This is a genomic window from Pseudoalteromonas sp. OF5H-5 (assembly GCF_021530695.1).
Taxonomy (GTDB): Bacteria; Pseudomonadota; Gammaproteobacteria; order Enterobacterales; family Alteromonadaceae; genus Pseudoalteromonas.
The window spans coordinates 93,898-120,229 of the sequence record NZ_JAKGBF010000009.1; the positions used below are offsets into that span (position 1 = coordinate 93,898).

Sequence of the window (26,332 nt, forward strand, 5' to 3'; positions counted from 1 at the left end):
TAGACCAAATACTTAAGCAAATTGGTATTACGTGGCTTGTAGTCTATCATTTTCCCTTAAATTCGACCACGTGACATCACGGATTTCTGGATAGCATCCTTGCAATATTTCGTTTTACTCTGGAAGTAAATTGCGTTGTTTCCTATCAATAAGTAGCCTCAACCAATAGTCAGCACTGACATAACGTCCACCACCGGTAAAAAATAGTGAAAGTAGTAATACAAAGTAAGTTGCCGCAAATTCAATTCCATTGTTTAAAATAACAATATTGCCTTTTTCATAGAGATAATTTGGTCTGCCATTTTCTTCGACTATCTCTTTAATTGAATCCAAACGTTGCTTCGCTGCTACGCTATTTTCTAAGCTCACTTTAGCTTCGTCAAAGCCAAGCCAGTCTAATACTTTAGCGGCGCTGGTGTCTGGGTTTGTTGGCGTTACCGAAAACCAGCCATGCTCCAAATGCACCGTCGTTGCAGCAACTACCATAGTCACCATGAGCGGTATAGACACTAAACGCGTAAGCAAGCCAAGCAAAATCAACCAACCACCTAAAAACTCTGTCCAAGCGGCAAGAAAGGCAAGTAAGTCAGGAAAAGGTAAACCTAAGCCCCATTCACTATTGCCAAACCATGCGACAATATCGGGATCGGCGAGGAGGCGTTGTAAAAATGTCGCGTCCGGATTAGCCAAATTTAATTTATTGTAACCTGCAATGATCATAACTGGCGCGAGAATAAGGCGCATGAGTAATGGCGCGATACCAGAAAAATGTTGAGATAAATGTTGTAGTTGCCGATACGGCTTTAGTAGGTTGGCAAGCATATGCGATCCATAGTTGATGTTTGAATTATCAGTATAGACCGCAGATTGGGTTGGGTTATTTCGTTAGATCTTTCTTGCTACCTGAAGGGCTTCTGCAATCGCTCGCTTAGCATCAATCGCTGCCGCTAGTTTAGCCCCACCGATAACGTGCTGATTTTCAGGTAGCACCTCTTTATCGAACAAGCTATCGTTAGAAACTTGTCCAATACAAGCAATGACCGTATCGACATCTAACAGTTGCTCTTCACCCGCAACTCTTACGGTCAAACCTTGATTATCAAAGCTGATATATTCGCATTCTGCAATTTGCTGAACATTGTGGTGTTTTGCAACGGCTCTGTGGATCCAACCGGTGGTCTTACCTAAGTCTTTACCAAAACGTCCTTCAGAGCGTTTTAACATATAAATCGGCCTTTGCTCTTGTGAAGGCTGCGCTTCGCATTCTATTCCCCATTGAGATTTAAAATCAGGGATCGTTTGTTCTCGCTGTTCAGTTAAAAACGCTACCATGTCAAAGCCAATACCACCGGCACCTAAAATAGCAATTTTATTACCTAATTCTACTTCACCTTTAATAACTTCGTCATAGGCAAACACACGTTTCCCATCTGCGCATTCTATTTTCGACATACGTGGGCTTACACCCGTTGCAAATACCACATCATCAAACGCGTTTGCCATTGTTTCTTCGTATGGTGTATTTAGGCAAAGCTCAACGCCTAAGCGATTTATTTCGCTGACATAGTATTTAAGCGTATGTTGGAAATCTTCTTTACCTGGTATTCGCATCGCTAAATTAAACTGACCACCAAGCTCGCTACCTTTATCAATCAACTTAACTTGGTGGCCTTTTTTAGCGAGATAGTAACTTACAGACAACCCAGCAGGTCCTGCCCCAACAACGAGTACTTGTTTTTTCCTTTGGGCACTCTGAAGTGGATAATCCAATTCAAATCCGGCTTGTGGATTTACCAAACATGTTGCTCGTTTACCTTTAAATACGTGGTCTAAACAACCCTGATTACAGCCGATGCAAATATTGATTTGTTCCGAGCGCTGCTCTTGATATTTGTTAAAGAATTCAGGATCAGCCAGCAATGGACGCGCCATAGAAATAAGGTCGGCATCACCTTTGGCTAAAATGTCATTAGCAAGATCTGGCGTGTTAATCCTATTTACTGCTACAACGGGTATATCGACAGCCTGTTTTAGCCTATGTGACGCTTCACGGTAGGCACCAGGAGGCACCATTGATGCAATTGTTGGAACGCGCGCCTCATGCCAACCAATACCGGTGTTAAGAATATCCACACCTGCCGCGACCAAAGCTTTGGCTTGAAGCACAACTTCTTCTGGAGTTGAGCCATTTGGGATTAAGTCCATGACCGACAGGCGAAAAACGATAATGAACTTATCGCTCACTTTCGCTCTAACCGCTTTTACAATATCTGTTGCCAATCGCATTCTGTTTTCTAAGCTACCACCATAGTCATCAGTGCGCTTATTGGTATGACCCGCCATAAACTCATTGATTAAATAGCCCTCTGAGCCCATGATCTCCACACCATCGTAGCCTGCTTTTTCGGCCAACTTAGCTGAGTGAGCAAAGTCTTTAATCGTACCTTTGATGGCACTTAAGCTCATTGCTTTTGGTTTATACGGATTAATCGGTGCTTTGATCGCACTAGGTGCAGTGTTGAATGGATGATAAGCATAGCGCCCAGCATGTAGTAACTGTAGACAAATTTTGCCGCCGTGTTTATGTACTACCTCGGTGTATGCTTTGTGTTTAATTACATCGTATAACGAGTTAAAAGAAGAAGAAATTGGTGTCAACTTACCACGTAGGTTTGGACTGTAACCACCAGTTACGATCAGGCCCACTCCACCTCTTGCTCGTTCTTCATAAAATGCAGTGAGCCGCTTTCGGTTGTGCCACCCTTCTTCAAGCCCGGTATGCATTGATCCCATTACCAAGCGATTTCGCAAACTGGTATGTTTAAGTTGTAGTTCTTGTTCTAACATTTGCCGCCCCACAAAACTGGTCTTACCTGTGAACATTAACGTTTTTTTATTATTTGGCAAGTCTTAAGAAGAAAGAAATTAACGAATTTGGCAGCATTGGCGATATTTCAATCATGAAAATACTTCGTTACGTTTTTCTATTATTCATGAAACTCGCTCTGATATATGATAAATGTATAGAGTTGTATTGAAGTTAAGCATAAGGGATCATTTTGAAACTGATAGCGAATATTTTTAAGGGCATTTGGGCCACACTGAACTTTTCTAGGCGATTAATTCTAAATCTGCTGTTTTTATTCATTCTTATCGCCATAGTGATAAGCATTGTATCTGGTGAGGATCAGGTTGAGGTCGAAAGTAAAAGCGTATTACGTTTAAACCTAAACGGTATCATAGTCGAACAATTGACCTATGTTGACCCAGTTGAGGCGGCCATGAGTGATGCTTTCGCCGATTCAGAAGAGCCAAGTGAAATTTTGTTAGATGATGTCATTGATGTTATCAATAAAGCAGCTCAAGATGACCGCATTACAGTGATGTATCTTGATTTACAACGTCTTCATAGCGCCCATCTCGACAAATTACGAGATATCAAAGACGCGCTCGCGCAATTCAAAGCTGCGGGCAAAAAAATCTATGCTCACGGCGCTTATTACACTCAAGCTCAATATTATCTCGCCTCAGTAGCCGATGAAATTTCTCTACATCCTTACGGTGGGGTTAACATCACCGGTTTTGGCATGTACCCGCTGTATTTCAAAGAGGCGCTTGATAAGCTTAAAGTTACGCAGCATATTTTCCGCGTTGGTACATACAAGTCGGCCGTTGAACCTTATATTCGCAGCGATATGTCACCAGAAGCAAAAGAATCAAATCTTGGATGGATCACCCCGCTTTGGACACAATATAAAACAGAAGTAGCCGAAAACCGCGGTTTTGATGTGGCTAATTTTGATGAAACCTTCGCAGCATTAACAGACAAAATGGAAGCTGCACAAGGCGATTCCGCCAAATATGCTATCGACAACCAATGGGTCGATGCATTAACCACCAATCAAGCATTTGCTCAGAAACTGATCGATGAAGTTGGTCTTGATGCAAAGGGAAAATCTTTTAAACAGGTCTCGTTCAGTCAATATCTATCGACGTTACCGCCTAAAGAGTTTGCAGAAAATCCATTTACCGAGAAAGTCGCTGTGGTTGTTGCTAAAGGTCAAATCTCTGATGGCAAGCGTAAAGCGGGAGCTATTGGTGGCGATTCAACAGCAGCACTACTTAAGAAGGCTCGCCTTAACGACAAAGTGAAAGCCGTCGTACTAAGAATTGACTCCGGCGGTGGTAGCATGTTTGCTTCTGAAACCATTCGTAATGAAGTTATTGCACTAAAAGCCGCTGGAAAACCTGTGATAGCATCAATGGGTTCAGTTGCAGCTTCCGGCGGTTATTGGATTGCGGCATCAGCTAATGAAATTTGGGCATCGCCAAGCACTATCACGGGTTCTATTGGTGTATTTGGCATGATAATGACCTTTGAAAATGCAGCAAACTCATTAGGAATATACTCTGATGGTGTTGCGACAACCGAATTAAAAGGCCAATCTCCATTCAGAGGGATAGATGGTGGCTATAAAAATCTTATCCAAATGGGTGTTGAAGATGCCTATGATAAGTTTATTTCCATGGTTGCGAATGAGCGAAACCTTGATAAGTCAGCGGTTAATGAGGTTGCGCAAGGACGTGTATGGCTAGCAACTCAGGCGCTTGATTTTGGCCTAGTCGATAAGTTAGGTAACAAAAATGATGCCATTGAAGCGGCTGCAAGTCTTGCTAATTTAGAGATGTATGATGTTATCACTATTGAACAAACACTCACCGAGCAAGAAAAGCTGATGCAGCAATTATTTGGTGCGTCTATGGTGCAAAGTGCCATTAGTGCCCTTGTACCTGAGCAATCAATATTCGCAAAAACTGCATTAAATGCCCTAGACAGCGTTAGCAATACAATAGCACTACAAACTCAAATGTTAGGCCAGCTTAACGATCCTAACCATGTCTATACGCTTTGCTTAGTGTGTAACGTTTCACCTGAGTAAAATCGATTAAGCACTGCAATTGTGGTGCTGTAATTGTTATACTGAGCCCAGATTTTATTCTGGGCTTTTTTATGAAAAGAAAAAAAATATATATCGCCTATACCGGTGGTACCATTGGTATGAAGCAATCCAGTCGTGGTTACGTTCCGGTTGCAGGATATCTAACAGATACGGTAAAGAATAACGCTGAGTTTACTCGCGATGAAATGCCGCTTTTTGATATTCATGAATATTGCCCGTTAATTGATTCGTCAGATATGTCACCGCATCACTGGCAGCTTATCGCGGATGACATTCAATCAAAATATCACGACTACGATGGTTTTGTGGTGCTCCATGGTACAGATACCATGGCCTATACTGCCTCTGCGCTATCCTTTATGTTTGAGAACTTAACTAAACCTGTGATAGTGACCGGCTCTCAAATTCCGTTGTCACAACTGCGCTCTGATGGTCAAGTAAATCTGTTAAACGCGATGTATTTGGCTGCTAACTACCCTATTGCCGAAGTGAGTTTGTTTTTCAACAATAAACTTTACCGCGGTAATAGAGCAATCAAAGCTCATGCTGATGGCTTCGATGCATTCGCCTCTCCAAACCTTTCGCCGCTGGCACAAGCTGGGATCAATATTCAGCTGATCGAAGGGAAGCTAAGCCCTTACGTTGAGCAAAGCTTGCAAGTCACCAAGATTTCACCTCAACCTATCGCAGTAATGCATTTGTATCCTGGGATCTCAACTGAAATCCTTAAGAACCTAACGCGTGGCGAGATGAAAGCGCTGATCTTATTGAGCTTCGGGGTTGGTAACGCGCCACAAGACGAGCACTTTTTAACTGAGCTTAAAGCAATCAGCGATCGCGGAGTGGTAATTATCAACCTCACCCAATGTATTCAAGGAAAAGTGAATATGGGCGGCTACGCGACAGGAAATGCGTTATTAAACTGTGGTGTGATCAGTGGCTACGATATGACACTAGAAGCGTGCTTAACAAAGCTACACTATTTATTTAGCCAGCAGCTTGAGCTTGAAACGATCCGCCATTTGATGCAAGACAATCTGCGCGGCGAGCTAACTCGATAGTAATCGATATCAATAAAGCGAAAAGTATCGCAACAAAAAAGCCGTGATATCTTCACCACGGCTTTTAAATCAGCTCGAACTACTCCGAACGTCGATTATTATCTAACTTTTGCTTCGATATCGACAAGATCAGTAAGGTGACAAGTTTCACCACTGTGTGTCTTTATACCGTGCTCACCAAAGTAATCACGCTGTGCTTGCACCAAGTGTCCGTTGCTTGGCGTGCTCAGTGTTGCAATATAAGTTTGCGTCGCAGCAAGCACTGGGAAAGACAAACCAGTCGCCACCGCTTTACCTGTAATGCTACGTAGTGCAAGTGCAGGTTTCTCAAGTGAATCGATAAATTCAACACCTTCAGCGATATCGTCTAAGTAATCAGCTCGGATAATACAGCCCGCACGCCAGGTTTGTAGCGTTTTATTGAGATCCACTTTCCATTGGTGTGCACGTGACGCGCCCTTAATCAGTGCAAGACCTTGGCGGTAGCATAGCAAACTGGCAAAATAAAACGCATCTTTTAACTCGTCTAAATCAACCTCAATTGTTTGCGTTGATTTATTCGCATACGTCATTTCTTTTGCAGCTGGAGTATCAATAGTATTGGTGAGATGGCGAGCTTGTACCGCAGCCACAAGCGAAGGTACGGCAATACCAAGCTCCAGTGCGTTTTGCGCCGTCCAAAGGCCAGTGCCCTTAGCTCCTACCTTATTGTCGATAAGGTCGACTAAAGACTCGCCCTGATCTGTTTCTAGACTTAAAATGTGGCTAGAAATTGCAAGTAGATAACTATTTAATTTACCTTCAGACCAAGATTCAAAAATCTCAGCAACTTCTTTAGGAGAGCGACCGGTCCCCAAGCGTAGCAATTGATAAAGCTCGGCAATAAGCTGCATCAACGCATACTCAATACCATTGTGCACCATTTTAACAAAGTGACCGCTGGCCGATTGCCCTACACGCGCGAAACATGATTCGTTGTTGTAGCTCGCAGCAACTTTTTCGAACCAAGGCTCGATACGCTCCCAGCCACCTTCTGAACCACTTGCCATCATTGCAGGACCATGGCGTGCACCTTCGGCACCGCCAGAAATCCCCATAGTGGCAAACTCAAATTTATTCTGATATTTCAATTTACGTGCGATACCATCTTTGTAATTACTGTTACCACAGTCAACGATGATATCGTCTTTCTCAACTCCAGCTTCAACCAAATCGCTACAAACTTTATCTACTAGTTCACCTGCTGGAACGAGTAATAAAATCGAGCGAGGAGTCTCTAATCTTCTGATCATATCACCGAGATCAGACACTATGTGTAAGCGCTCCGCCATACCTAACGACTGTGCGCAACTCAATAATTCCGCACCTACTTCGGGGTTCTTGTCATAAGCGACTAAGGTCATCCCCTTCTCAATTAGATTTAGCGCGAGGTTTTTACCCATCACACCCAAACCAACTAATGCAACCTGCATTTAGTTTCCTCCTCGGTAACATCAAAACTTTATGCGTTCGTGTATGTGCATTATACCTGAGCGACCATGATTGACCAGCGAGACACACAATTCACTGGTATCATATCAGTCCCCAAAATATGACAGCTAACACAATTCACTGTATAGCAATATAGTGACAGCAGCACGAATTCACCAATTTTGTGATAAATCTCAAATGGTCCCCTAAGCTGTAAGGTAAAATATTCGAGATTGACGGCCACTGACACCGGTGTCATAATGATGACATATAGATCATATAACTTAATTCGAGTGTTAAAAAGGGTTTTGCATAATTCTTTATGCTCTAATTAGTTAAATCGTGATTTTACAATGTGGCATGTGTAAAAAAACAGCAATTTTGATTTACTTTTAACACATTCATAAGTTTTTGCTTACCTTGATAAGCTAACAGGAGAATCTGATGCTTAGACGCACAAAAATCGTCGCAACACTGGGGCCAGCGACGGATAGAGATAACAACTTAGAAAAAATCATTCGTGCCGGCACCAACGTAGTCAGACTAAACTTTTCACACGGTGTAGCTCAAGATCACAAAAATAGAGCCGAAGCCGTTCGCGAAATTGCTAAACGCTTAGGTGTAAATGTAGCGATCCTTGCAGATTTGCAAGGTCCTAAAATCCGCGTTTCAACATTTAAAGAAGGCAAAGTATTCTTAGAAGTGGGTGTAAAATTCACGCTCGATGCAAAAATGGAGCCTGGCCAAGGTCACGTTGAAGCCGTGGGTATCGACTATAAAGAATTACCGAATGACGTAAAACAAGGTGATTTGCTGTTATTAAACGATGGACTTATTCAGCTTGTTGTTGAAGAAGTACAAGGTCACTTGGTTCACACTAGTGTTAAAGTTGGCGGCGTATTGTCGAACAATAAAGGGATCAACCGTTTAGGCGGCGGCTTAACAGCACCTGCATTTACTGACAAAGACAAAGAAGATTTGATCACAGCAGCTGAAATTGGTGTGGATTATATTGCGGTTTCGTTCCCTCGCAGTGGTGACGACATGCGTTACGTTAGAGGGTTGGCGGAGAAAGCAGGTTCTAATGCACAGTTACTTGCAAAAATCGAACGTGCAGAAGCGGTTGAAACCGTAGAAGCGATTGACGATATCGTATTGGCTTCTGATGCGGTGATGGTTGCCCGTGGTGATCTAGGTGTAGAAATTGGCGATGCTGCTCTTGTTGGTAAGCAGAAGCAAATTATCAGCCGTGCCCGCTCACTAAACCGTACTGTGATCACTGCCACCCAAATGATGGAGTCAATGATTGACAACCCAATGCCAACACGTGCTGAAGTTATGGATGTTGCAAACGCAGTGCTTGATGGCACAGATGCGGTAATGCTTTCAGCAGAAACCGCTGCTGGTGATTATCCTGAGCAAACGGTCGCGGCAATGGCACGTGTGTGTTTAGGTGCTGAATCTCAACCGCAGATCCATATCTCTAAACATCGTTTAGACAGCCGTTTTGCCGATACCTGTGAAACTATCGCGCTGTCGGCAATGTACGCTGCGAATCATTTAGATTCAGTAAAGGCGATTGTCGCACTAACTGAATCGGGTAATACCGCAAAATTAATGTCTCGTATCAGTTCTGGATTGCCTATTTACGCACTGTCTCGCCATCAATCAACACTTGGGCAGGCATCACTCTATCGTGGTGTATATCCGGTAAGATTTGACTCGACGCAATGCTCAGATGATTCAACTGTTCGCGAAGCGCTTGATACGCTAGTTGCTGCTGGCTCATTGGAAAAAGGCGACACAGTGATCATCACACACGGTGATAAGATGGAAACTATCGGCGCCAGTAACACGCTGAAAATCGTCACAGTGTAAAAGCGTTGAACTAGGTAGCCTTGCTGCCTAGTTCATCTTTCCTTAGAATACTCTAAAGTGTACAAGCACATAAAATACACTACGTCACCGTAGGCTAAACACGGTGCAAATCACTTTAGCTCGCGCTTTTATTAGCTCGCGAGTGCGGCCTTTACTTTGTCACGGTAACTACGGCTGACTTTAAGCTCTTGACCATTCTCAAGTACCAATAAATACTCGCCACTGCTTTGTGTGACTAGTTTACTAATCTGCTTAGTATTAACAATTGCAGAGCGATGTACGCGCACAAATAACGTTGGATCTAACTCTTGTTCTAGATCTTTCATTGTTTTACGTAAAATATGAGTCTGACCATCGCTACAGTGTAAGCACATATAGTCACCGGCTGCATCAATCCACTGAATTGACGATGTAGATACTCGAATGATTTCCCCTTGTTCTTTTACCGCGAGCGACTCCGGGAATTTTTTATCTTCAATTGTATCTCCTGTTGCAAGTTTTTTAAGGATTTCTTCACAGTTATTGCCAGTGATCCCTGCAACAAAGCTGGCTAGCTTTTTCTTATGCGCATTGTCTTGTTGTGTTTTTAAATAGCTTTGCACTTTCTCCACCGCCTGTTTTAATCTGTTGTCATCAACGGGTTTTAAGATGTAATCCAGCGCATGGATCTCAAATGCCTTTACAGCATATTGGTCGAACGCGGTTACAAATACGATAGCAGGCAATGGTTTAACACTTTCACTCAGCGCTCTCGCTACTTCAAAGCCATTCATGTTCGGCATTTGAATATCGAGAAAGACCAGATCTATGTCCTCAGATTTGCATAGATCGATTGCTTGTTGACCACTGCCACACAATTCTACAACTTCAATTTCAGAAAAATCTCTTAACCTTACCGCTAGCCCTTTTCTCGCTAACGGTTCATCATCTACGATTAGTGTTCTAATTTTGCTCATTACTTCTTCGCCCTTTCATATGGAACGCGAATGTTTACCTTCAAACCAGTTGGCTCATTATCCGAGAGCACAAATGAATAGTTGTTTTCGTACAAGGTTTTTAAACGGTCTTTGGTATTCGCTAAACCCACTCCCTGTGCACTTTTCAGTTGCCCATCTTCCAGTTCTGCGCCAGGACCATTGTCTCCTACTTCCAAGAGTAGTTCATTGGCAAACACCTGCGCTTTTATTTCAATTTTGCCGCCATGCTCCATATGGGCAATTGCGTATTTAATGCTGTTTTCAATGAGTGGTTGTAGGATCAAGCTAGGTACCAACGCCTGTTCAGCCTCTTCTGTCACATCAAGCTCAATAGATAAGCGCTCATCAAAACGGACCTTTTCAATTTCTAAGTACAGTCTCAACGCATGTAACTCTTGCTCAAGCGGTACCTTTTTTATCGGATCTGTATTTAATGTATGGCGCAAGAAATCACTGAGCCTTGAGACCATTTGATTCGCATCTTTATTTTCTTCAACCAATATAAGCGTCGAAATTGCATTAAGGGTATTGAATAGAAAATGCGGATTCAGTTGATAACGCAACATTTTCAATTGCGCTTCATGGGCCATAGTATTGGCTTTCAACGCCTTTTGACGCTCGCTTTGTAACAACTGGTAATACTTAATACCAAAATACAGTCCACTCCAACAGAGTATGATATAGACAGAGTCTAGTCCCTGCTGTAAGTAATAAAACCATTCATCAGGTCGATACCCGTGACGATAAATTTCCCAATGATTAAACTTCTGAACGACCGCCCATAGTGTTCCAGTTACATATGACGCCGTAAACACAACGAATATCAGCACCAACGGTGTTGCATTCCAAATTTTACGATAGAGGTATCGTAGCGGTACGGTCATCAAACAACCTGCGTAGGCATTTAAAGCGATGACAAATACATAAATATCCCGCATTTCAAAGACTTTTGAGCCAATATAGTTAACTAGCGCGTAGCCCAGCCAACCAGCTATTTGTAATACCCAGAAAAATCTCTGCCTGTTATCAACCAGTGATTGCCACTTCAAAATGATTATACCTCTTCTATCTTAACTGGATTATATCTCAGCATGTCGTCTCTATTCACTGCTGGTGGTCTCAGTTTTTACACGCCCTGCCGCAAATAAAAAAGGCACCTCAGTGCCTTTTTTTGAAATAAATTAACCAGTTAATTTATCTTCATCTATTCAAACTGTCGCTCTTAAGCAAGCTTGTCAGATGCCACTTTATAGGTAGGATCTGCTTGGCCGTCTAGCTCAACGAGATCTTTAGCCTTACTTAGCAGTACTTTACAGTCTTGGCTCAAGTGGCGAAGATGAAGCGTTTTACCAGCCTTTTTATAACGTTCAGCTAGCGTATCTATTGCTTCAATTGCACTATGATCGGCAACACGACTATGTTTAAATTCTACAATGATGTCGTCTGGATCATTATTAACGTCAAACAGCTCTGCAAAGTTTTTCACCGACCCAAAAAATAGAGGTCCGTGTAATTCGTACACTTTTGAGCCTTGCTCATCAATATAATTATTGGTGTAAATATGTTTCGCATGCTCCCACGCAAATACCAGTGCCGAAACAATGACACCAACGCAAACTGCGATGGCCAAATCTGTAATCACTGTAACCCCCGACACCAAGACGATTACAAATGCATCTGATTTAGGGATCTTTCTAATTAATCTAAAACTTGACCATTCAAAAGTCCCCAATACCACCATAAACATTACACCAACTAACGCCGCTAGCGGGATCATCTCAATAAGGCTTGCTGCAAACAGAATAAATACAAGTAGTAATAATGCTGCTGTGATACCTGACAAACGGCTACGGCCACCAGAATTAATATTGATCATTGATTGCCCAATCATCGCACAGCCACCCATCGCACCAAACACACCACAAGTAACATTAGCCGCACCTTGGCCGATACATTCGCGGTTACTGTGACCACGTGTTTCGGTGATTTCGTCGATTAGCGTGAGCGTTAATAAAGATTCAATCAAACCAATCGCCGCTAGGATAAGCGCGTATGGGAAGATAATTTTAAATGTTTCAAATGTCCAAGGAACTTCTGGAATATGGAAAGCAGGAAAACCACCGGCAATCGTTGCATCTACGTTACCTGACATATCTTTCAGATAATCAAGCACATTACGAGCGTCTAAATCTAAACCAATAACAATACCAGTTACCACTAAAATTGCCGCTAGGCTAGACGGAACTGCAGTTGTTAGCTTTGGTAGAAAGTGAATGATGGCCATAGTCAATGCTACCAAGCCCACCATCACATAAAGGGTTTCCCCTTGCATCCAAGTCAGCTCACCTTCACTATTAAGTACTTTGAACTGACCAAGTTGCGCAAGAAAGATAACGATGGCTAAACCATTCACAAAGCCTAGCATCACAGGGTGCGGTACCATACGTATAAACTTGCCAAGCTTAAATATACCTGCGAGTATTTGTAAGAGCCCCATGAGTAATACAGTTGCAAAAAGATACTCGACACCATGATCAATAACGAGACTCACCATTACCACGGCAAGAGCCCCTGTTGCACCCGAGATCATACCCGGCCTACCACCAAAGATTGAAGTCACAAGACCGACAATAAATGCTGCATATAAACCGACTAATGGGTCTACTTGTGCAACAAAAGCGAAAGCCACAGCCTCAGGCACAAGTGCCAAAGCGACCGTAAGCCCAGACAGTACATCGTTTTTAGCAGAGCTAGGCGCTTTGCTGATAAGATTAAACATCAATATCCTCTGGTGTGAATTGACTATGAACACAAAGGCGGCGGATTTTAGCAAAAAGCAGCGCCTTTAACAAATAAGATACAAGCCTGTATCACAAACTCGCTTGCAATACATAACTTAATAAAGCGGTCTGTATTGTAGTATAGAACAATGGTGAAAAGATGACGGGAAGCCCTACCCAACGAAGCAGGGCAACAAATTGCATTAAAGTGGTAAGGAAGTGCTGCGCTTAACGCAAGTCATTGTAACATTTGAATGTACTTCTTGGACGAACTCTAAATTAAGTAAGTTATCACGAACAAATTGCTCATAACCTTCAATGCCTTTCGAAATGATACGCAACATAAAGTCCATGGTGCCTGCCATAGAGTAGCACTCTGTCACTTCGTCATAACTTAAGATCAATTTTTCAAACTCGGCAAGGTTGTTGCGGCCATGGTTTGAAAGCCTAACATGCGCATAAACCAACATATCAAATCCGAGTTTCTTCTCATCCAGCAATGCAACTTTGCCTTTGATGTAGCCGTCTTGCTCTAATTTAGCGATGCGACGCCAACAAGGTGACTGAGATAGCCCTACTTTATCAGCGATTTCAGCGGTAGAAAGACTTGCGTCTTGCTGTAACAATGCCAGTATCTGGCGATCTACTTGGTTTAATGACATATCTATTCTAGTTTAATTAGCACACCAGTCTATTAACCGATGCTGATTGTTATTCCCTGAAGCATAGCAAATTAAAAAATGCACATCACTACTATGCCACTTCCACTATATCTAACCAAATCGGCCACTCATAAAAGGATTTGTCGCCTTTTCGAAGCCAATTGAGGTATTTTCACCATGGCCAGAATGCACCACGACCTCATCAGGCAAAGTAAACAGCTTATCTTGTATAGACTGTTTTAGTTGGGCTGCATCGCCTTTTGGAAAGTCAGTACGACCAACAGAGCCTTTAAACAACACATCTCCTACTAAGACCTGTTTTGAGCTTGGTTCATAAAAAACCACATGCCCCGGAGTATGCCCTGGACAATGTCTGACTTCGAGTGCGAGGTTCCCCACTTTAACCTTATCCCCATCATTTAACCACTTAGATGGTAAAAAAGCTTCATGATTAGGAAAACCAAACATCTGTGATTGCATTGGCAAGGCTTCCAGCCAAAATTGGTCGCTCTGATGAGGCCCGATAATCTCGATATTAAAATGCTCACTTAATACCGTACTTGCTCCCACATGATCAAGGTGCGCGTGGGTAAGCAAAATCATGCTTGGCGCTACCCCTTGTGTGTTCAACTGCGCAATAATTTTTTCCGCTTCACCACCTGGGTCTACAATTGCAGCGGCTTGTGTTTCTGGACACACAATGACACGACAATTTTGCATAAATGGTGTAACTGGAATGGTAAACACTTGCATGGTTAGTTTGCTCCAAACGACATCAAAACAGGATATTTAAGATACGCTTTATCATAAAACGGCGTTCTTGCATAAAGCCACTCCATCCGCGCTTTTGGATCGTTTGCAAACTGCTTGTCTTCACGTATTTTTTTATCAAAGGCTAATGCCATAGCTGGATTTTGTTTTAGCATTTTTCGTGCAAAAGGTTCAAGTGCATAATTTTCAACATATTCTGTACGTTGGAAGATAGTATTGAACTCCCCCCAAGCAAAAAATGAGTCAGGCGCTTCTGGATGTAGTAAGTGAGTCACCAGCTCTCCAGATTTTTGCGCCGTTGCCACTTTATACCACCCACTGAGATCGACCTTATCTGGGAGCTCCTTAATGTCGAAAGTCGCATTCACTCTAAAGCGCCCTTCAAAAGGAGCAGTATCGAACTTGTAGTCTTTTACTGTAGCTTGGCTTACTTTTTCCACTACCGTTCCATCTGGTAATGTAGAAACGGTTATTCCATGCAGTTTTAATTTTTCGACCACTTCAGGGTATGCGGGTGGAATGTAAAACTGCTCAGGTACATTCACCGCTGTTTTTACTTCCTTCTGCCAATAAATTGGCAGCTTCTCATAGTTTTGTGGCTCGCCTAAGTACTTAGCTTCCAAATGACCAGACAATGCACTTTCAAACTGCTTGTATTGGATGCCTTTAAATTGAATGTAGTCGGGCTCTTTCGCATAGCTGCGTTCAACTACCAATTGTTTAGGTGTGAATTCGGCCTCTTTTTGAACCGCTTCTCGTAATGCCTGAATATTGCTTGAGAGGCCCCTGATAACGCCATCCATAAACACATAGGTGCCCAGTACACGCTGCTTATAGGGTTTTAATGAGTGATTTTCTACCAGTATAGTCGGCAGTCCCTTTAAATCTCCCCAACCATTTGAAAATCGCGGCGTTGCCACCCATCCAGCCAGCCCTTTTTTAAAGTCTCGTTTATCCATCACAAACACAAGTGGACCAGGAATATGTCCTTGAGCAGCAAGCGCTGCATTAATTTGTGGCGAAATCTGATTCTCTAACACCTCAGCTATTGCCGGTGACTCACTTGCAAAAGTCGGGTTAAAACCATAAGTGACATCGTATTGGTAGTCTGCGCCATCCGTTACATGAACATCAATGTACAGATCCGGATTGTATTCGTTAATTACCTGCATGACCGCCTTGACTCCTGGCGTGTCCAATTTAGTGTAATCGCGATTCAGATTTAAGTTATTGGCATTGGTCCTAAAGCCCATAACAGTCGGACCGCGTTGATTTATACGGTTAAACTCACTGCGCCTTTCATGCCCATCGACGTTGAGAATAGGGATAAAGAGTAAATTCACTTTCGTCAAAATATCACGGCGCTTACCTGTTGCAACATCGCGAAGCAACATAAACATGGCATCTTTGCCGTCAATTTCTCCGGCATGAATACCAGCTTGTACTAAAATGGTTGGCTTACCATTATTAATAACATTTGATTTATCACCGCCCTGCTCCGTTGCAACAATCATCTTAATTGCGCGATTACTATTGCTAAACCCAATGGTCTCTAGCTTAAATTGGGTCGGATTGGCAGCCACTAGACGGTCAACAAATGCCATCGTATCTGCGTAATTAGGAGAATCTATCGCACCGCTTAGTTCAAAATCAGTCGTTAATGGGCCCTGTTGTTGTAATAGTTGTTCGCTTTTGCCCTGCCACTCCATCAAGGGTGGTAAATGACCGTTCATACCTAGCATTGCAGTAAGCATAATAATGCTGGAACTCATCATATTTCTCTATTCCTCTGCTTTTATCTGCCAATTATATCAATATTTTAGATATCGGCTTACAATGTGCGGTGATTCAACAAAAATTTGCAGTTAATCGCAGATAACCATAACTTTAGGGATCAAATGAGCGTACAAAAATCAATTTTAATCACAGGTTGTTCTAGCGGGATTGGTTATTACTGCGCTGTGCAATTGTCAAAAGCAGGATATCAAGTTATTGCTTCGGTTAGAAATGCAAAAGACTTGAATAAATTTGAAGGCACAAACATTCAATGTATTCTGCTAGATTTAGCATGTGAGCAAAGTATAAACGATGGCTTTAACCAAGCTTTGACAATCGCAAATGGTCAGCTAGACGCCTTATTCAATAACGGAGCCTACGGCCAACCTGGTGCGGTAGAAGACTTGCCTACAGACGTGTTACGGCAACAATTTGAAGTTAATTTTTTTGGCTGGCATACGCTCACCTGTCTCGCAGTTGAGCAAATGCGTAAGCAAGGCGCAGGCCGCATTGTTCATAACTCATCCGTGCTTGGATTAGTCGCACTGCCATATCGCGGCGCCTATAACGCGAGCAAATTTGCACTTGAAGGACTTACCGATACCCTACGCATGGAGCTTTCAGGTAGCAATATTCAAGTTAGCCTAATAGAGCCAGGTCCAATTTTGTCTAAATTTAGAGAAAACGCGAAACACGTCTTTTTAGCGAATATCGATCACGAAAATAGCGTACATCACGATGCATATCAGGCACAGCTTAACCGATTAAGCTCAGAAGAAGCTCCGCAAAAATTCACTTTGGGGCCAGAAGCTGTTTATAAAGTGCTGCAACACGCGCTGAGTGCTAAGACTGCAAAGCCAAGATATTACGTCACGTTTCCGACCTATTTGATGGGATACTTGAAACGAATATTGAGCAGTAAGGTGCTGGATAAAATCTTAATAAAAAACCGCTAACGTTAGAGTTTATAACGAATATAAAACTAAAAAAGGAGCCAAAGGCTCCTTTTCAATACCAGTTCTAGTCCTAAGACTAATTCTAGTTCCGCTTATTAAGCAGCTAGACCATCTTTTGCTTTAGCAACTAGTGCTGCGAAAGCTACTTGGTCGTATACTGCGATATCAGCTAGGATCTTACGATCAATTTCAATCGATGACTTTTTAAGGCCATTGATGAAACGGCTGTAAGAAAGACCATTTTGACGTGCAGCTGCGTTGATACGAGCAATCCATAGTTGACGGAAAGTACGTTTCTTAGCACGACGGTCACGGTAAGCATATTGACCAGCTTTAGTTACCGCTTGGAAAGCTACGCGGTAAACGCGTGAACGCGCTCCATAGTAACCTTTAGCTTGCTTTAATACTTTTTTGTGACGTGCACGTGCAACTACGCCGCGTTTAACTCTTGCCATTTCTGATATCCTCTATTAAGCGAATGGTAACATACGATCGATTAGGCCTAGGTCATTCTTATGAACCATAGACTTAGCACGAAGGTGTAATTTACGCTTTGAAGATTTCTTAGTCAGAATGTGACGAAGATGCGACTGTTTACGCTTGTAACCGCCAGAAGCAGTCTTTTTGAAGCGCTTAGCAGCACCTCTGTGTGATTTTAGCTTATAAGCCATTTGCAATAACTCCGAATGATATTGCTTTAACACAATGTAAGTAGGCGGAGATAAACTCACTTGTAGGCCTAGCTTACTACCTAAAACCGGTGAAGGATCAATACCTTACTTTAAAACCGGATAACGCAGGTGGCGTTAGCACTTGAGACCTGCGTTAAATTCGATGCGTATTATGCCGAGATTAAGACTTTTTAGCAATAGGCGCCATCATCATTATCATCTGACGACCTTCTACTTTTTTCGGGAAAGACTCAACTGATGCGATATCTTCCAACTCAGTCTTGATACGGTTTAACAGGTCGATACCAATTTCTTGGTGCGCCATTTCACGACCACGGAAGCGAATTGTGACTTTAGCTTTGTCACCACCCTCAAGAAACTTGCGAAGGCTACGTAGCTTAACTTGGTAATCACCAACATCAGTACCAGGACGGAATTTAACTTCCTTAACCTGAATTTGCTTTTGCTTTTTCTTTTGTTCTTTTTGGATTTTTGCTTTTTCAAAAAGGAACTTACCGTAGTCCATCACTTTACAAACTGGTGGTTCAGCGTTTGGACTGATCTCAACTAGATCTAGACCGGCTTCTTCCGCCATGTTTTGTGCGTCTCTTGTTGAGACAATGCCAGCTTGCTCGCCTTCAGCGTCAATTAAGCGAACTTCTTTCGCTGTAATCTCTTCGTTAATACGATTTTTCTGAGCGTTATTTTGCCCTTTTTTGCCGCCTCTAATGGTACGTTCCTCCAAAAAATTCAAAAGTAAATGCGTGCACCAGAAAAAGTAAAGTACACGCAAGTTTATATTTATAGTCGATTTTTAATCTCTTCGCTAACTTTCGCGATGAAATCGTCAACCGAGAATTTACCTAAATCTTCACCAGTACGGGTTCTTACTGCAACTTCTTGTTGCTCGACTTCTTTATCACCCACCACTAGTAAATAAGGTATACGTTTTAAAGTATGCTCGCGGATTTTAAAACCAATCTTCTCATTTCTCAAGTCGGCACAAGCTCTTATTCCAAGTTTATTCAACTTTTGTACAACTTCGTGGACATAATCGGCTTGTTTGTCCGTGATATTCATGATCACAACTTGCTTTGGTGCAAGCCAAGTTGGGAATTGACCAGCGTATTCTTCCGTTAGGATACCAATAAAGCGCTCTAGTGAGCCTAGAATTGCGCGATGGATCATAACAGGGGTTTTACGCTCGTTATTTTCCGCAACATATGTTGCCCCTAAACGGCCAGGTAGTGCAAAGTCTAATTGCACTGTACCACATTGCCATGCACGCTCTAAACAGTCATATAGCGTGAATTCAATCTTCGGTCCGTAAAACGCACCTTCCCCAGGTAAATATTCAAACTCGATGTCATTGGCTTTCAAAGCATCTGCAAGTGCAGCTTCTGCTTTGTCCCACATTTCATCTTCACCGATACGTTTTTCAGGGCGCGTCGATAATTTAACAACGATCTTTTCGAAGCCAAAAGTTGAATAGGTATCATACACCATTTTGATACATGCTGATACTTCGTCCATGATCTGTTCTTCTGTGCAGAATACGTGCGCATCATCTTGTGTAAATCCACGAACACGCATCAAACCATGTAGTGCACCAGATGGTTCATTACGGTGACAACAACCAAACTCAGCCATACGCAATGGTAAATCACGGTATGACTTTAGACCTTGGTTAAAGATCTGCACGTGACCTGGGCAGTTCATCGGCTTAATAGCATACTCACGTTTCTCTGACTCAGTCGTGAACATGGCATCTGAATACTTGTCCCAGTGGCCTGATTTTTCCCACAAACCACGGTCCATCATCAACGGACCTTTTACTTCTTCGTACTGATATTCGCGTAGTTTTTCGCGAACAAAATCTTCAAGCTCACGATAAATGCTCCAGCCATCATTGTGCCAAAATACCATGCCTGGCGCTTCTTCTTGCCAATGCCACAGATCGAGTGCTTTACCAATTTTACGGTGATCACGCTTCTCAGCTTCTTCTAGACGCTTAAGATACGCCTTTAGCTGCTTTTTGTCAGCCCAAGCTGTACCGTAGATACGCTGTAACATCTTGTTTTCTGAGTTGCCGCGCCAGTATGCGCCCGCCACTTTCATAATCTTGAAGTGGTGACAGAACTTCATATTTGGTACGTGCGGACCACGACACATATCAACATATTCTTCGTGGTGATATAAACCTGGGCGGTCATCTTTCGCGATATTCTCGTCTAGGATTTCCATCTTATAGGTTTCACCGCGTGCTGCAAATGCATCGCGCGCTTCTTGCCAGCTCACCTTTTTCTTTACTACGTCGTAGTCGGTTTTTGCCAACTCCAACATACGCTTTTCTATCGCTTCAAGGTCCTCTTGAGTAAGCGAATGCTCTAAGTCAACATCGTAATAGAAACCGTTGTCGATAGTAGGACCAATCGCCATTTTAGCTTCTGGGAACAATTGTTTTACAGCGTGACCAATCAAGTGCGCACACGAGTGACGAATAATTTCAAGACCGTCGTCGTCTTTTGCGGTGATGATTTCAAGTGCTGAATCATTTTCGATGAGGTCACAAGCGTCAACACGAACGCCATTTACACGGCCAGCAATCGTTGCTTTCGCAAGGCCTGGACCGATGTCTTGAGCGACTTCTAGAGTAGTGACAGGGTTTTCAAAAATACGCTGACTGCCGTCAGGGAGAGTAATAACTGGCATGATAAATCCTATTTACAGTGGTGACACCTACAATGCATCACATGTATTTAATTAATTTTAAAGTGTGCCTATCAACGCTTTTACGAATAAGCATTGTCTTGCGCGAATTATCGCGGCTCATCCGAGGACTTTCGAATAAGAATCACTATTCTCGCGTGTTACTTGGCTAAGTGCAAGCCTAGAGCTAAAATTAATCTATTAATTTACAAAAACTATTTTGGGATTCTTCGTGGCCAAAAAGCGTTATCGGTTTGCAACCTTTAATCTACTAAATTTTGCAGCGCCGCCTTATTCTTTTTATCAACTTCATGAGCACTATAATGAAACACAGTGGCAAACCAAAACTCAGTTCATCACGGGACTCATTCAGCATATAAACCCCGATGTCATTGTGTTTCAAGAGGTCTTCTCACCTGATAGCTTACAGATGCTGTGCGAAGACTTGGGTCTTGTCCACTTTGCCACTGTAGATGTGCCAAGTCCTGATCACGTCTACCCGTCGGTACTGTTTAAACCCGTGGTCGCTATCGCATCAAAACTACCATTTAAATCCTTTGCGCCGTTAGAGCCCTGCCCCGAATTACTCGAATACCTTAATAATCAACATCAATTTAAATTCAATCGCACCCCGATAAAATGTAAATTCGACATTCCAGGCTTCGGGTTACTGGCGTGTTATGCCGTCCACTTCAAGTCTCAACGCGTGCATTCAATGGCCCACATGCTGGGAGATTCCAATCAAGATGACCCGCTACTTACATTGCTTCACGAAACCGTTGGTACGATGCAGTCGCAGATCTCACGTTCACTCGAAGCTTCCATCATTTATTACGATGCATTAAAGACACAAAGGGAGAAACAGGCTGCAACGTTAGTGATGGGCGACTTCAATGATGCGTTAGACAGCCCGGCATTATCTTTTATGACGCAAGCCTTTCCACCCGTCCTTGCTAGTAATGGCTTTGATAGTGTCGGGTTGTTCGACAGTTTTCTTTACGCCGACAACAACCATAAAGAAAAACCAGCCAGTCATTACTATCAAGGTGAAGGTAACGTACTTGATTACATTCTTTGTTCAAAAGAATTCAATCCCAACCGAGAAACGCCCAAGGTGAAGTCGTTACATTACTACAGTTACGATGCTCACCTTGATCCGAAGCGTATAGACGAAGATATTTGCTATTCTGACCATGCAGCGATAGCAATAGAAATAACACTGTGAGATAATTCAATTTTTGCATAATCTGGACACGAAAATGAGAACACTTGGGGTTGAAATTTCAGGCAGCGAAGCTCTGCTTTGTATGCTAACGAAAGAAGATGATGTTTTTGATATCAGAGACATTCGTCAGCGACGCTTTACGTTAAGTAATCAAGGGACAGAACTTGATGAAATGCGCAAGTTCCAATTCGACTTTGCAAAACTAGTAGAAGATTACGGCGTAGATTCTATCGCCATTCGTCAACGCCCACACAAAGGCAAATTCGCAGGTAGTGCGGCTGGTTTTAAAATGGAAGCTGCAATCCAGTTAATTTCAGGTGTCGACGTGCAGTTACTTTCTGGCACTGAAGTAAAAGAACAATTAAAAAGAAACCCAATTCCTGTTGACTATGAAGACACTGGGTTGAAAAAGTTTCAAGAGCAAGCTTTCATCAATGCCTATGTTTATATTCTTCGTAAAACATACGGCAAAGAAGAATAATCATATCAAGGGCCAGCAGTTACTTAGCTACTGGCCTTTTTATTTGCTTCCACATTTATGTCCCCTGTAAATAATTCAAATATAAAATACTTGTAAAAAATTTGCTTTTATTTGATTCAGCCCTCCGCGCTTTTATGCTATTAATATAACCGTAATAAACCGCAAGGAGTGGATTTAGGTGTTACCTCAACAATATGGAAAAGCCGTTATTTTTTGCGCATGTTCGCTGATATCCGTAACAGCATTAGCAAATTCAAGCGCTAACCCTACTTCTTTAATCTTTGGTGTTAACTCAGATAAACGTGTGTTTGAAAACACACAGTCACTTGAAAGCCAAATTCCAGTCAAAGGGCATTTAGATAGCAGCTCAGCAAACATTCAATATGCAGCAACTTATCATTCTATTGTCGGCAATTATTTTGAAGCAGAAAAACTCACCTCTGGGGTGATCAACCCAGATATGTTGCTAAACGATTATCGGCTAGTTCCTGCGCTAGAAATCATAGCACAAAAGGCTGCTGACACGCGTATCACTATGGTAAACGAGGCGTATCATAATGCTAAACACCGAGCGCTAACGATTGCCCTGTTGAAGCCTTTATATAAACAAGGCTATCGCTATCTTGCATTAGAAGCGCTTACCCCACAGGTAAGCGTTGAGCAGCAAATCAATAAACACGGCTTTACAACATATGAGCATGGGATCTACACCATGGAGGCGACTTACGCTAGCTTGATATTTGAAGCCAAATCGCTTGGCTACGAGATTATTAGTTACGATCACGACTCACAACAAGGTAGAGCCAAAGCCGCGGCTAAACACATAAAAGAAAAGGTATTTGATAACAATCGCGATGCAAAATTACTCGTTCACCTCGGATTTTCTCAACTAGATGAACAAAACCAACTGGCGAGTGAACTCAAGCAAACATTGAAAATTAATCCACTCACCGTTGATCAGGTTCGCTTATCTGAGGTTCAATCAGTGAGTGGCAATACTCCTTTGCTCCTCGCACGAGTAGCAAGCCAATCTCAGCACTACTCTTCAGACCCGCAAAGGTTTGATCTTTCTGTAACTTGGCCCAAAACCACTAAAATCAATAATAGGCCAAGTTGGCTCTCTTCAACGTTTGACTTACAACAACAGTCACTCGGTGTATGTAAAAAGGTGTTTCCATGCTATTTAGAGCTGTCATTTTTTGTCGAGGAAGGTAATAAACTCGTCCCAATCGATAAAATTACAGTAGAAAAACCACATGATCAGGTCTATTTAAAGCACTATTCTACGCCACTGACTTTGAGTAGCTATAATGCTGTCACTGGTGAGCTCATTACACAAAAACTACTCAACCAAAAACAACTATAATCATTCGTGCAAATTGAGCACCAATCTGTGACTCGCGCATTTCATACTATCAAGGTAGACTAGCTTCTGAACAAATTTAGGGATCATCCATGTATCGAGTATTTGAACGCTTTACCAAACCCTTTCCCGAGCAAGAAGTTGGTCAGCCACCACAAGGTTTGTTGGCTTTCTGTCGCTTCTATACTAAGGGAATGGAATTACCCTTGTTATTTATGTCGCTAAGTGCTGCGCTCCTCGCAATTTTGGAAGTAACATTATTTGGCTTTATGGGTGATTTAGTTGACTGGCTCTCCACTTATACACCACAAACTCTATTTGAAGCCAAACAAACCGAGTTAATTCGAATGTCTGTCATCACGTTAGTGGCGCTGCCACTGTTAGTCTTTTTTCACAGCGCCATTTTACATCAGAGTTTATTGGGTAACTACCCAATGGCTATTCGCTGGCAGGCACACCGCTACTTGCTAAAGCAGTCTATGACATTCTATCAAGACGAGTTTGCAGGACGTATTGCAACTAAAGTGATGCAAACTGCCCTAGCCGTGCGCGAATCGGTCATGAAGCTACTCGATGTGCTGGTTTATATTTTAGTGTACTTCACCGCAATGCTCGCGCTTGTTGCAAGCAGTGATATACGTTTGATGATCCCGCTGGTTATTTGGCTTGGCTGCTATATCTGTTTCCAATTCTATTTTGTTCCTAAACTAAAACGCGTTTCTAGTGAGCAGGCTGACGCGCGCTCAGAAATGACGGGAAGGATAGTTGATAGCTACACCAATATTTCAACTGTAAAGCTTTTCTCTTATACCAAACGAGAAGAAGAATATGCCAAAGACAGCATGGATGTGTTTATTCAACCTGTATATAAGCAAATGCGCTTAGCAACTAGCTTAAACGTTAGTATTCAAGCCTTAAATTATCTTTTGGTATTTTCCGTCGCGGCACTTTCCATCTACTTATGGTCTTTTAATGCGATAACCGCTGGTGCAATCGCAATTACAGTTGGTTTAGCCTTACGACTAAATGGTATGGCGCAATGGATAATGTGGGAAATTAGCGGTCTATTCGAAAATATTGGTACCGTTGCAGACGGCATGAACACACTCTCAAGACCGCTTGATATTGTTGACCAACAAACAGCGCCACAGTTAGATTTTAAAGCTGGAAAAATCGACTTTTGTAACACTACCTTCGCTTATAAGCGTAAAGATGCAGCGAGACAACATAACGTCATCGACAACTTGAACCTACATATCAAACCCGGCGAGAAAATTGGTGTAGTTGGCCGCTCAGGTGCGGGGAAGTCTACCTTAGTGAACTTATTACTGAGGTTCTACGATACTGACGGCGGCAGCATCGAAATAGATGGCCAAAATATTGCTAAAGTAAAACAGGAAAGCTTACGACGTCATATCGCTATGGTGACGCAGGATACTTCTCTGCTTCATCGCAGCGTACGCGACAATATTCTTTATGGTCGCCCTGATGCATCGGAAAGTGAGCTAGTTGCCGCAACAAAAGAAGCACAGGCTTACAATTTTATCCAAGACTTAGAAGACAGTCACGGTAATACTGGCTTTGACGCACAAGTAGGTGAACGCGGTGTGAAACTATCAGGTGGCCAACGCCAACGTATCGCCATTGCCCGTGTATTACTAAAAAATGCGCCAATTTTAATTTTGGACGAAGCCACTTCGGCCTTGGATTCTGAGGTTGAGCAAGCTATCCAAGAGAGCTTAGATGCACTGATGGAAGGCAAAACCGTTATTGCAATTGCCCATAGACTATCTACGATTGCACAAATGGACAGACTAATCGTTATGGATGAAGGTCGGATAGTAGAAGAAGGAAGCCATCAATCCTTGCTAGCTTTAGGTGGTATTTACGCCAAACTGTGGTCGCATCAAACCGGTGGATTTATTGGCGTTGAGTAACGCCATTACAAAATAGCGAGACCGCCTTTTCAACTAATATATCAAGCTCTGCTTCTGGAAGCGGAGCTTGCCATTTTATCGCGCGTTCCCAATAGCCTAGCTTTTTCAGTGCGCCCCAAAAGTACGCTGCGGCAAAGTCCGCATCAAAACTACCAAGACACCCTGAATTCGCAGCATCTTCGAACCATTGGATCATCGCGGCTTCACAATGACTAAACTTTTCATTTAAATTCTGTGCTTGCTCAAAGCTACGCATCGATTCAATCATCACAATACGCGACAAACGCATATAATCCTCGTCATTCAACAAAGTCATTGCGCTTTTCGCAAGATGTTGCAGTTGCACTGAAAAGTCATAGTTTGGGATAAATTGTATCGCAGTTATCGGCTTAATTCGCTCAATTAACAGCTCAACAACGGCATCAAAGAGCTCGTCTTTGGTCGAGTAATGCTTGTATAACGTGCGCTTTGATACTTCCGCTGATTGACTGATCGACTCCATCGTCGTCGCCTGCAAGCCTTTTTGAGCGAACTCTTCTATCGCTGCACATAAAATTGACTGCTGTTTTGGTGAAAGTTGCGTCATTTACTTATTCTGTCTTTAATTAATAGTGGGAAAAGCGAGCCATTGATAGCTGCTACTCACATGGTCAG

The 26,332-nt window shown here is 42.6% G+C and carries 22 protein-coding genes; 8 read left to right on the forward strand and 14 right to left on the reverse strand.

Annotation, left to right across the window (positions count from 1 at the left end; genetic code table 11):
• Positions 1-114: 114 nt before the first annotated feature.
• Both L1271_RS14415 and L1271_RS14420 read right to left on the reverse strand, forming a co-directional pair.
• Positions 115-822, reverse strand: coding sequence for an HvfX family Cu-binding RiPP maturation protein (locus tag L1271_RS14415; protein WP_102056865.1), 708 nt, complete (start codon positions 820-822; stop codon positions 115-117).
• A gap of 63 nt (positions 823-885) precedes the next feature.
• Positions 886-2,847, reverse strand: coding sequence for an FAD-dependent oxidoreductase (locus L1271_RS14420; RefSeq protein ID WP_235368125.1), 1,962 nt, complete (start codon positions 2,845-2,847; stop codon positions 886-888).
• 212 nt (positions 2,848-3,059) lie between these two features.
• Between L1271_RS14420 and sppA the strand changes: the two genes are divergently transcribed.
• A complete protein-coding gene (gene sppA, locus L1271_RS14425) occupies positions 3,060-4,940 on the forward strand; it encodes a signal peptide peptidase SppA (RefSeq protein WP_235368126.1) in 1,881 nt (626 codons plus the stop codon).
• 71 nt (positions 4,941-5,011) lie between these two features.
• Entirely contained in the window at positions 5,012-6,022 is a 1,011-nt protein-coding gene (ansA, locus tag L1271_RS14430) for an asparaginase (RefSeq protein ID WP_102056868.1), read from the forward strand.
• 98 nt (positions 6,023-6,120) lie between these two features.
• On the opposite strand, the gene gndA is transcribed toward ansA, so the two are convergent.
• Positions 6,121-7,494, reverse strand: coding sequence for an NADP-dependent phosphogluconate dehydrogenase (gene gndA, locus L1271_RS14435; protein ID WP_010604861.1), 1,374 nt, complete (start codon positions 7,492-7,494; stop codon positions 6,121-6,123).
• 442 nt (positions 7,495-7,936) lie between these two features.
• Between gndA and pyk the strand changes: the two genes are divergently transcribed.
• Positions 7,937-9,370 (forward strand): pyruvate kinase, encoded by a 1,434-nt coding sequence (gene pyk / locus L1271_RS14440; RefSeq protein ID WP_102056869.1) that lies wholly within the window; start codon positions 7,937-7,939, stop codon positions 9,368-9,370.
• 131 nt (positions 9,371-9,501) lie between these two features.
• On the opposite strand, the gene L1271_RS14445 is transcribed toward pyk, so the two are convergent.
• The 6 genes from L1271_RS14445 to L1271_RS14470 form a co-directional block, all read right to left on the reverse strand.
• On the reverse strand, positions 9,502-10,326 hold the full coding sequence (locus L1271_RS14445; protein WP_010376983.1) for a LytR/AlgR family response regulator transcription factor: 825 nt from the start codon (positions 10,324-10,326) through the stop codon (positions 9,502-9,504).
• Entirely contained in the window at positions 10,326-11,396 is a 1,071-nt protein-coding gene (locus L1271_RS14450; protein ID WP_010604863.1) for a sensor histidine kinase, read from the reverse strand. Before L1271_RS14450 ends, L1271_RS14445 begins: the two co-directional genes overlap by 1 nt.
• A 173-nt stretch (positions 11,397-11,569) precedes the next feature.
• Complete coding sequence (locus L1271_RS14455) at positions 11,570-13,126, reverse strand: SulP family inorganic anion transporter (protein WP_102056870.1); 1,557 nt, start codon at positions 13,124-13,126, stop codon at positions 11,570-11,572.
• Positions 13,127-13,330: 204 nt separating this feature from the next.
• Positions 13,331-13,789: an Lrp/AsnC family transcriptional regulator gene (locus L1271_RS14460; protein WP_010376979.1), complete on the reverse strand. Its 459-nt coding sequence runs from the start codon at positions 13,787-13,789 to the stop codon at positions 13,331-13,333.
• A gap of 111 nt (positions 13,790-13,900) precedes the next feature.
• Positions 13,901-14,542: an MBL fold metallo-hydrolase gene (locus L1271_RS14465; RefSeq protein WP_010604865.1), complete on the reverse strand. Its 642-nt coding sequence runs from the start codon at positions 14,540-14,542 to the stop codon at positions 13,901-13,903.
• 2 nt (positions 14,543-14,544) lie between these two features.
• A complete protein-coding gene (locus tag L1271_RS14470) occupies positions 14,545-16,335 on the reverse strand; it encodes a M14 family metallopeptidase (RefSeq protein WP_442960393.1) in 1,791 nt (596 codons plus the stop codon).
• 123 nt (positions 16,336-16,458) lie between these two features.
• Here L1271_RS14470 and L1271_RS14475 point away from each other — a divergent pair, with 123 nt between their 5' ends.
• A complete protein-coding gene (locus L1271_RS14475; protein ID WP_235368127.1) occupies positions 16,459-17,292 on the forward strand; it encodes an SDR family oxidoreductase in 834 nt (277 codons plus the stop codon).
• 95 nt (positions 17,293-17,387) lie between these two features.
• On the opposite strand, the gene rplT is transcribed toward L1271_RS14475, so the two are convergent.
• The 4 genes from rplT to thrS form a co-directional block, all read right to left on the reverse strand.
• The gene (rplT, locus tag L1271_RS14480) at positions 17,388-17,747 is read right to left on the reverse strand and encodes a 50S ribosomal protein L20 (RefSeq protein WP_010376973.1); all 360 of its coding nucleotides are present in this window, start codon (positions 17,745-17,747) and stop codon (positions 17,388-17,390) included.
• Between the two features lie 15 nt (positions 17,748-17,762).
• Positions 17,763-17,963 (reverse strand): 50S ribosomal protein L35, encoded by a 201-nt coding sequence (gene rpmI, locus L1271_RS14485; protein WP_010604868.1) that lies wholly within the window; start codon positions 17,961-17,963, stop codon positions 17,763-17,765.
• Positions 17,964-18,144: 181 nt separating this feature from the next.
• Positions 18,145-18,708 carry a translation initiation factor IF-3 gene (gene infC / locus L1271_RS14490; RefSeq protein ID WP_095729294.1) on the reverse strand — a complete coding sequence of 188 codons (564 nt, stop codon included), beginning with the start codon at positions 18,706-18,708 and terminating at the stop codon, positions 18,145-18,147.
• A 56-nt stretch (positions 18,709-18,764) separates the two neighbouring features.
• Positions 18,765-20,675, reverse strand: coding sequence for a threonine--tRNA ligase (gene thrS, locus L1271_RS14495; protein WP_095729293.1), 1,911 nt, complete (start codon positions 20,673-20,675; stop codon positions 18,765-18,767).
• A gap of 229 nt (positions 20,676-20,904) precedes the next feature.
• Between thrS and L1271_RS14500 the strand changes: the two genes are divergently transcribed.
• From L1271_RS14500 to L1271_RS14515, 4 genes are all read left to right on the forward strand, one after another.
• Positions 20,905-21,897, forward strand: coding sequence for an endonuclease/exonuclease/phosphatase family protein (locus L1271_RS14500; protein ID WP_235368128.1), 993 nt, complete (start codon positions 20,905-20,907; stop codon positions 21,895-21,897).
• Between the two features lie 34 nt (positions 21,898-21,931).
• Positions 21,932-22,378 (forward strand): DUF3010 family protein, encoded by a 447-nt coding sequence (locus tag L1271_RS14505; RefSeq protein WP_010604871.1) that lies wholly within the window; start codon positions 21,932-21,934, stop codon positions 22,376-22,378.
• Between the two features lie 178 nt (positions 22,379-22,556).
• Entirely contained in the window at positions 22,557-23,744 is a 1,188-nt protein-coding gene (locus tag L1271_RS14510; RefSeq protein WP_235368129.1) for a hypothetical protein, read from the forward strand.
• 89 nt (positions 23,745-23,833) lie between these two features.
• The gene (locus L1271_RS14515; RefSeq protein ID WP_235368130.1) at positions 23,834-25,678 is read left to right on the forward strand and encodes an ABC transporter ATP-binding protein; all 1,845 of its coding nucleotides are present in this window, start codon (positions 23,834-23,836) and stop codon (positions 25,676-25,678) included.
• Here the strand turns inward: L1271_RS14515 and L1271_RS14520 are convergent.
• Positions 25,662-26,264, reverse strand: a complete 603-nt coding sequence (locus tag L1271_RS14520; RefSeq protein WP_010604874.1) for a TetR/AcrR family transcriptional regulator — start codon at positions 26,262-26,264, stop codon at positions 25,662-25,664. The two genes, L1271_RS14515 and L1271_RS14520, sit on opposite strands and share 17 nt — an antisense overlap.
• Positions 26,265-26,332: the final 68 nt, after the last annotated feature.

Bases quoted from the DNA above. Each gene is read 5' to 3' on its own strand.
- gndA (WP_010604861.1), bottom strand. From the start codon at position 7,494: ATGCAGGTTGCATTAGTTGGTTTGGGTGTGATGGGTAAAAACCTCGCG.
- L1271_RS14475 (WP_235368127.1), top strand. From the start codon at position 16,459: ATGAGCGTACAAAAATCAATTTTAATCACAGGTTGTTCTAGCGGGATT.
- rplT (WP_010376973.1), bottom strand. From the start codon at position 17,747: ATGGCAAGAGTTAAACGCGGCGTAGTTGCACGTGCACGTCACAAAAAA.
- L1271_RS14415 (WP_102056865.1), bottom strand. From the start codon at position 822: ATGCTTGCCAACCTACTAAAGCCGTATCGGCAACTACAACATTTATCT.
- L1271_RS14420 (WP_235368125.1), bottom strand. From the start codon at position 2,847: ATGTTAGAACAAGAACTACAACTTAAACATACCAGTTTGCGAAATCGC.
- L1271_RS14515 (WP_235368130.1), top strand. From the start codon at position 23,834: ATGTATCGAGTATTTGAACGCTTTACCAAACCCTTTCCCGAGCAAGAA.
- L1271_RS14460 (WP_010376979.1), bottom strand. From the start codon at position 13,789: ATGTCATTAAACCAAGTAGATCGCCAGATACTGGCATTGTTACAGCAA.
- L1271_RS14465 (WP_010604865.1), bottom strand. From the start codon at position 14,542: ATGCAAGTGTTTACCATTCCAGTTACACCATTTATGCAAAATTGTCGT.
- rpmI (WP_010604868.1), bottom strand. From the start codon at position 17,963: ATGGCTTATAAGCTAAAATCACACAGAGGTGCTGCTAAGCGCTTCAAA.
- L1271_RS14505 (WP_010604871.1), top strand. From the start codon at position 21,932: ATGAGAACACTTGGGGTTGAAATTTCAGGCAGCGAAGCTCTGCTTTGT.
- L1271_RS14445 (WP_010376983.1), bottom strand. From the start codon at position 10,326: ATGAGCAAAATTAGAACACTAATCGTAGATGATGAACCGTTAGCGAGA.
- L1271_RS14470 (WP_442960393.1), bottom strand. From the start codon at position 16,335: ATGATGAGTTCCAGCATTATTATGCTTACTGCAATGCTAGGTATGAAC.
- thrS (WP_095729293.1), bottom strand. From the start codon at position 20,675: ATGCCAGTTATTACTCTCCCTGACGGCAGTCAGCGTATTTTTGAAAAC.
- pyk (WP_102056869.1), top strand. From the start codon at position 7,937: ATGCTTAGACGCACAAAAATCGTCGCAACACTGGGGCCAGCGACGGAT.
- L1271_RS14520 (WP_010604874.1), bottom strand. From the start codon at position 26,264: ATGACGCAACTTTCACCAAAACAGCAGTCAATTTTATGTGCAGCGATA.
- L1271_RS14455 (WP_102056870.1), bottom strand. From the start codon at position 13,126: ATGTTTAATCTTATCAGCAAAGCGCCTAGCTCTGCTAAAAACGATGTA.
- ansA (WP_102056868.1), top strand. From the start codon at position 5,012: ATGAAAAGAAAAAAAATATATATCGCCTATACCGGTGGTACCATTGGT.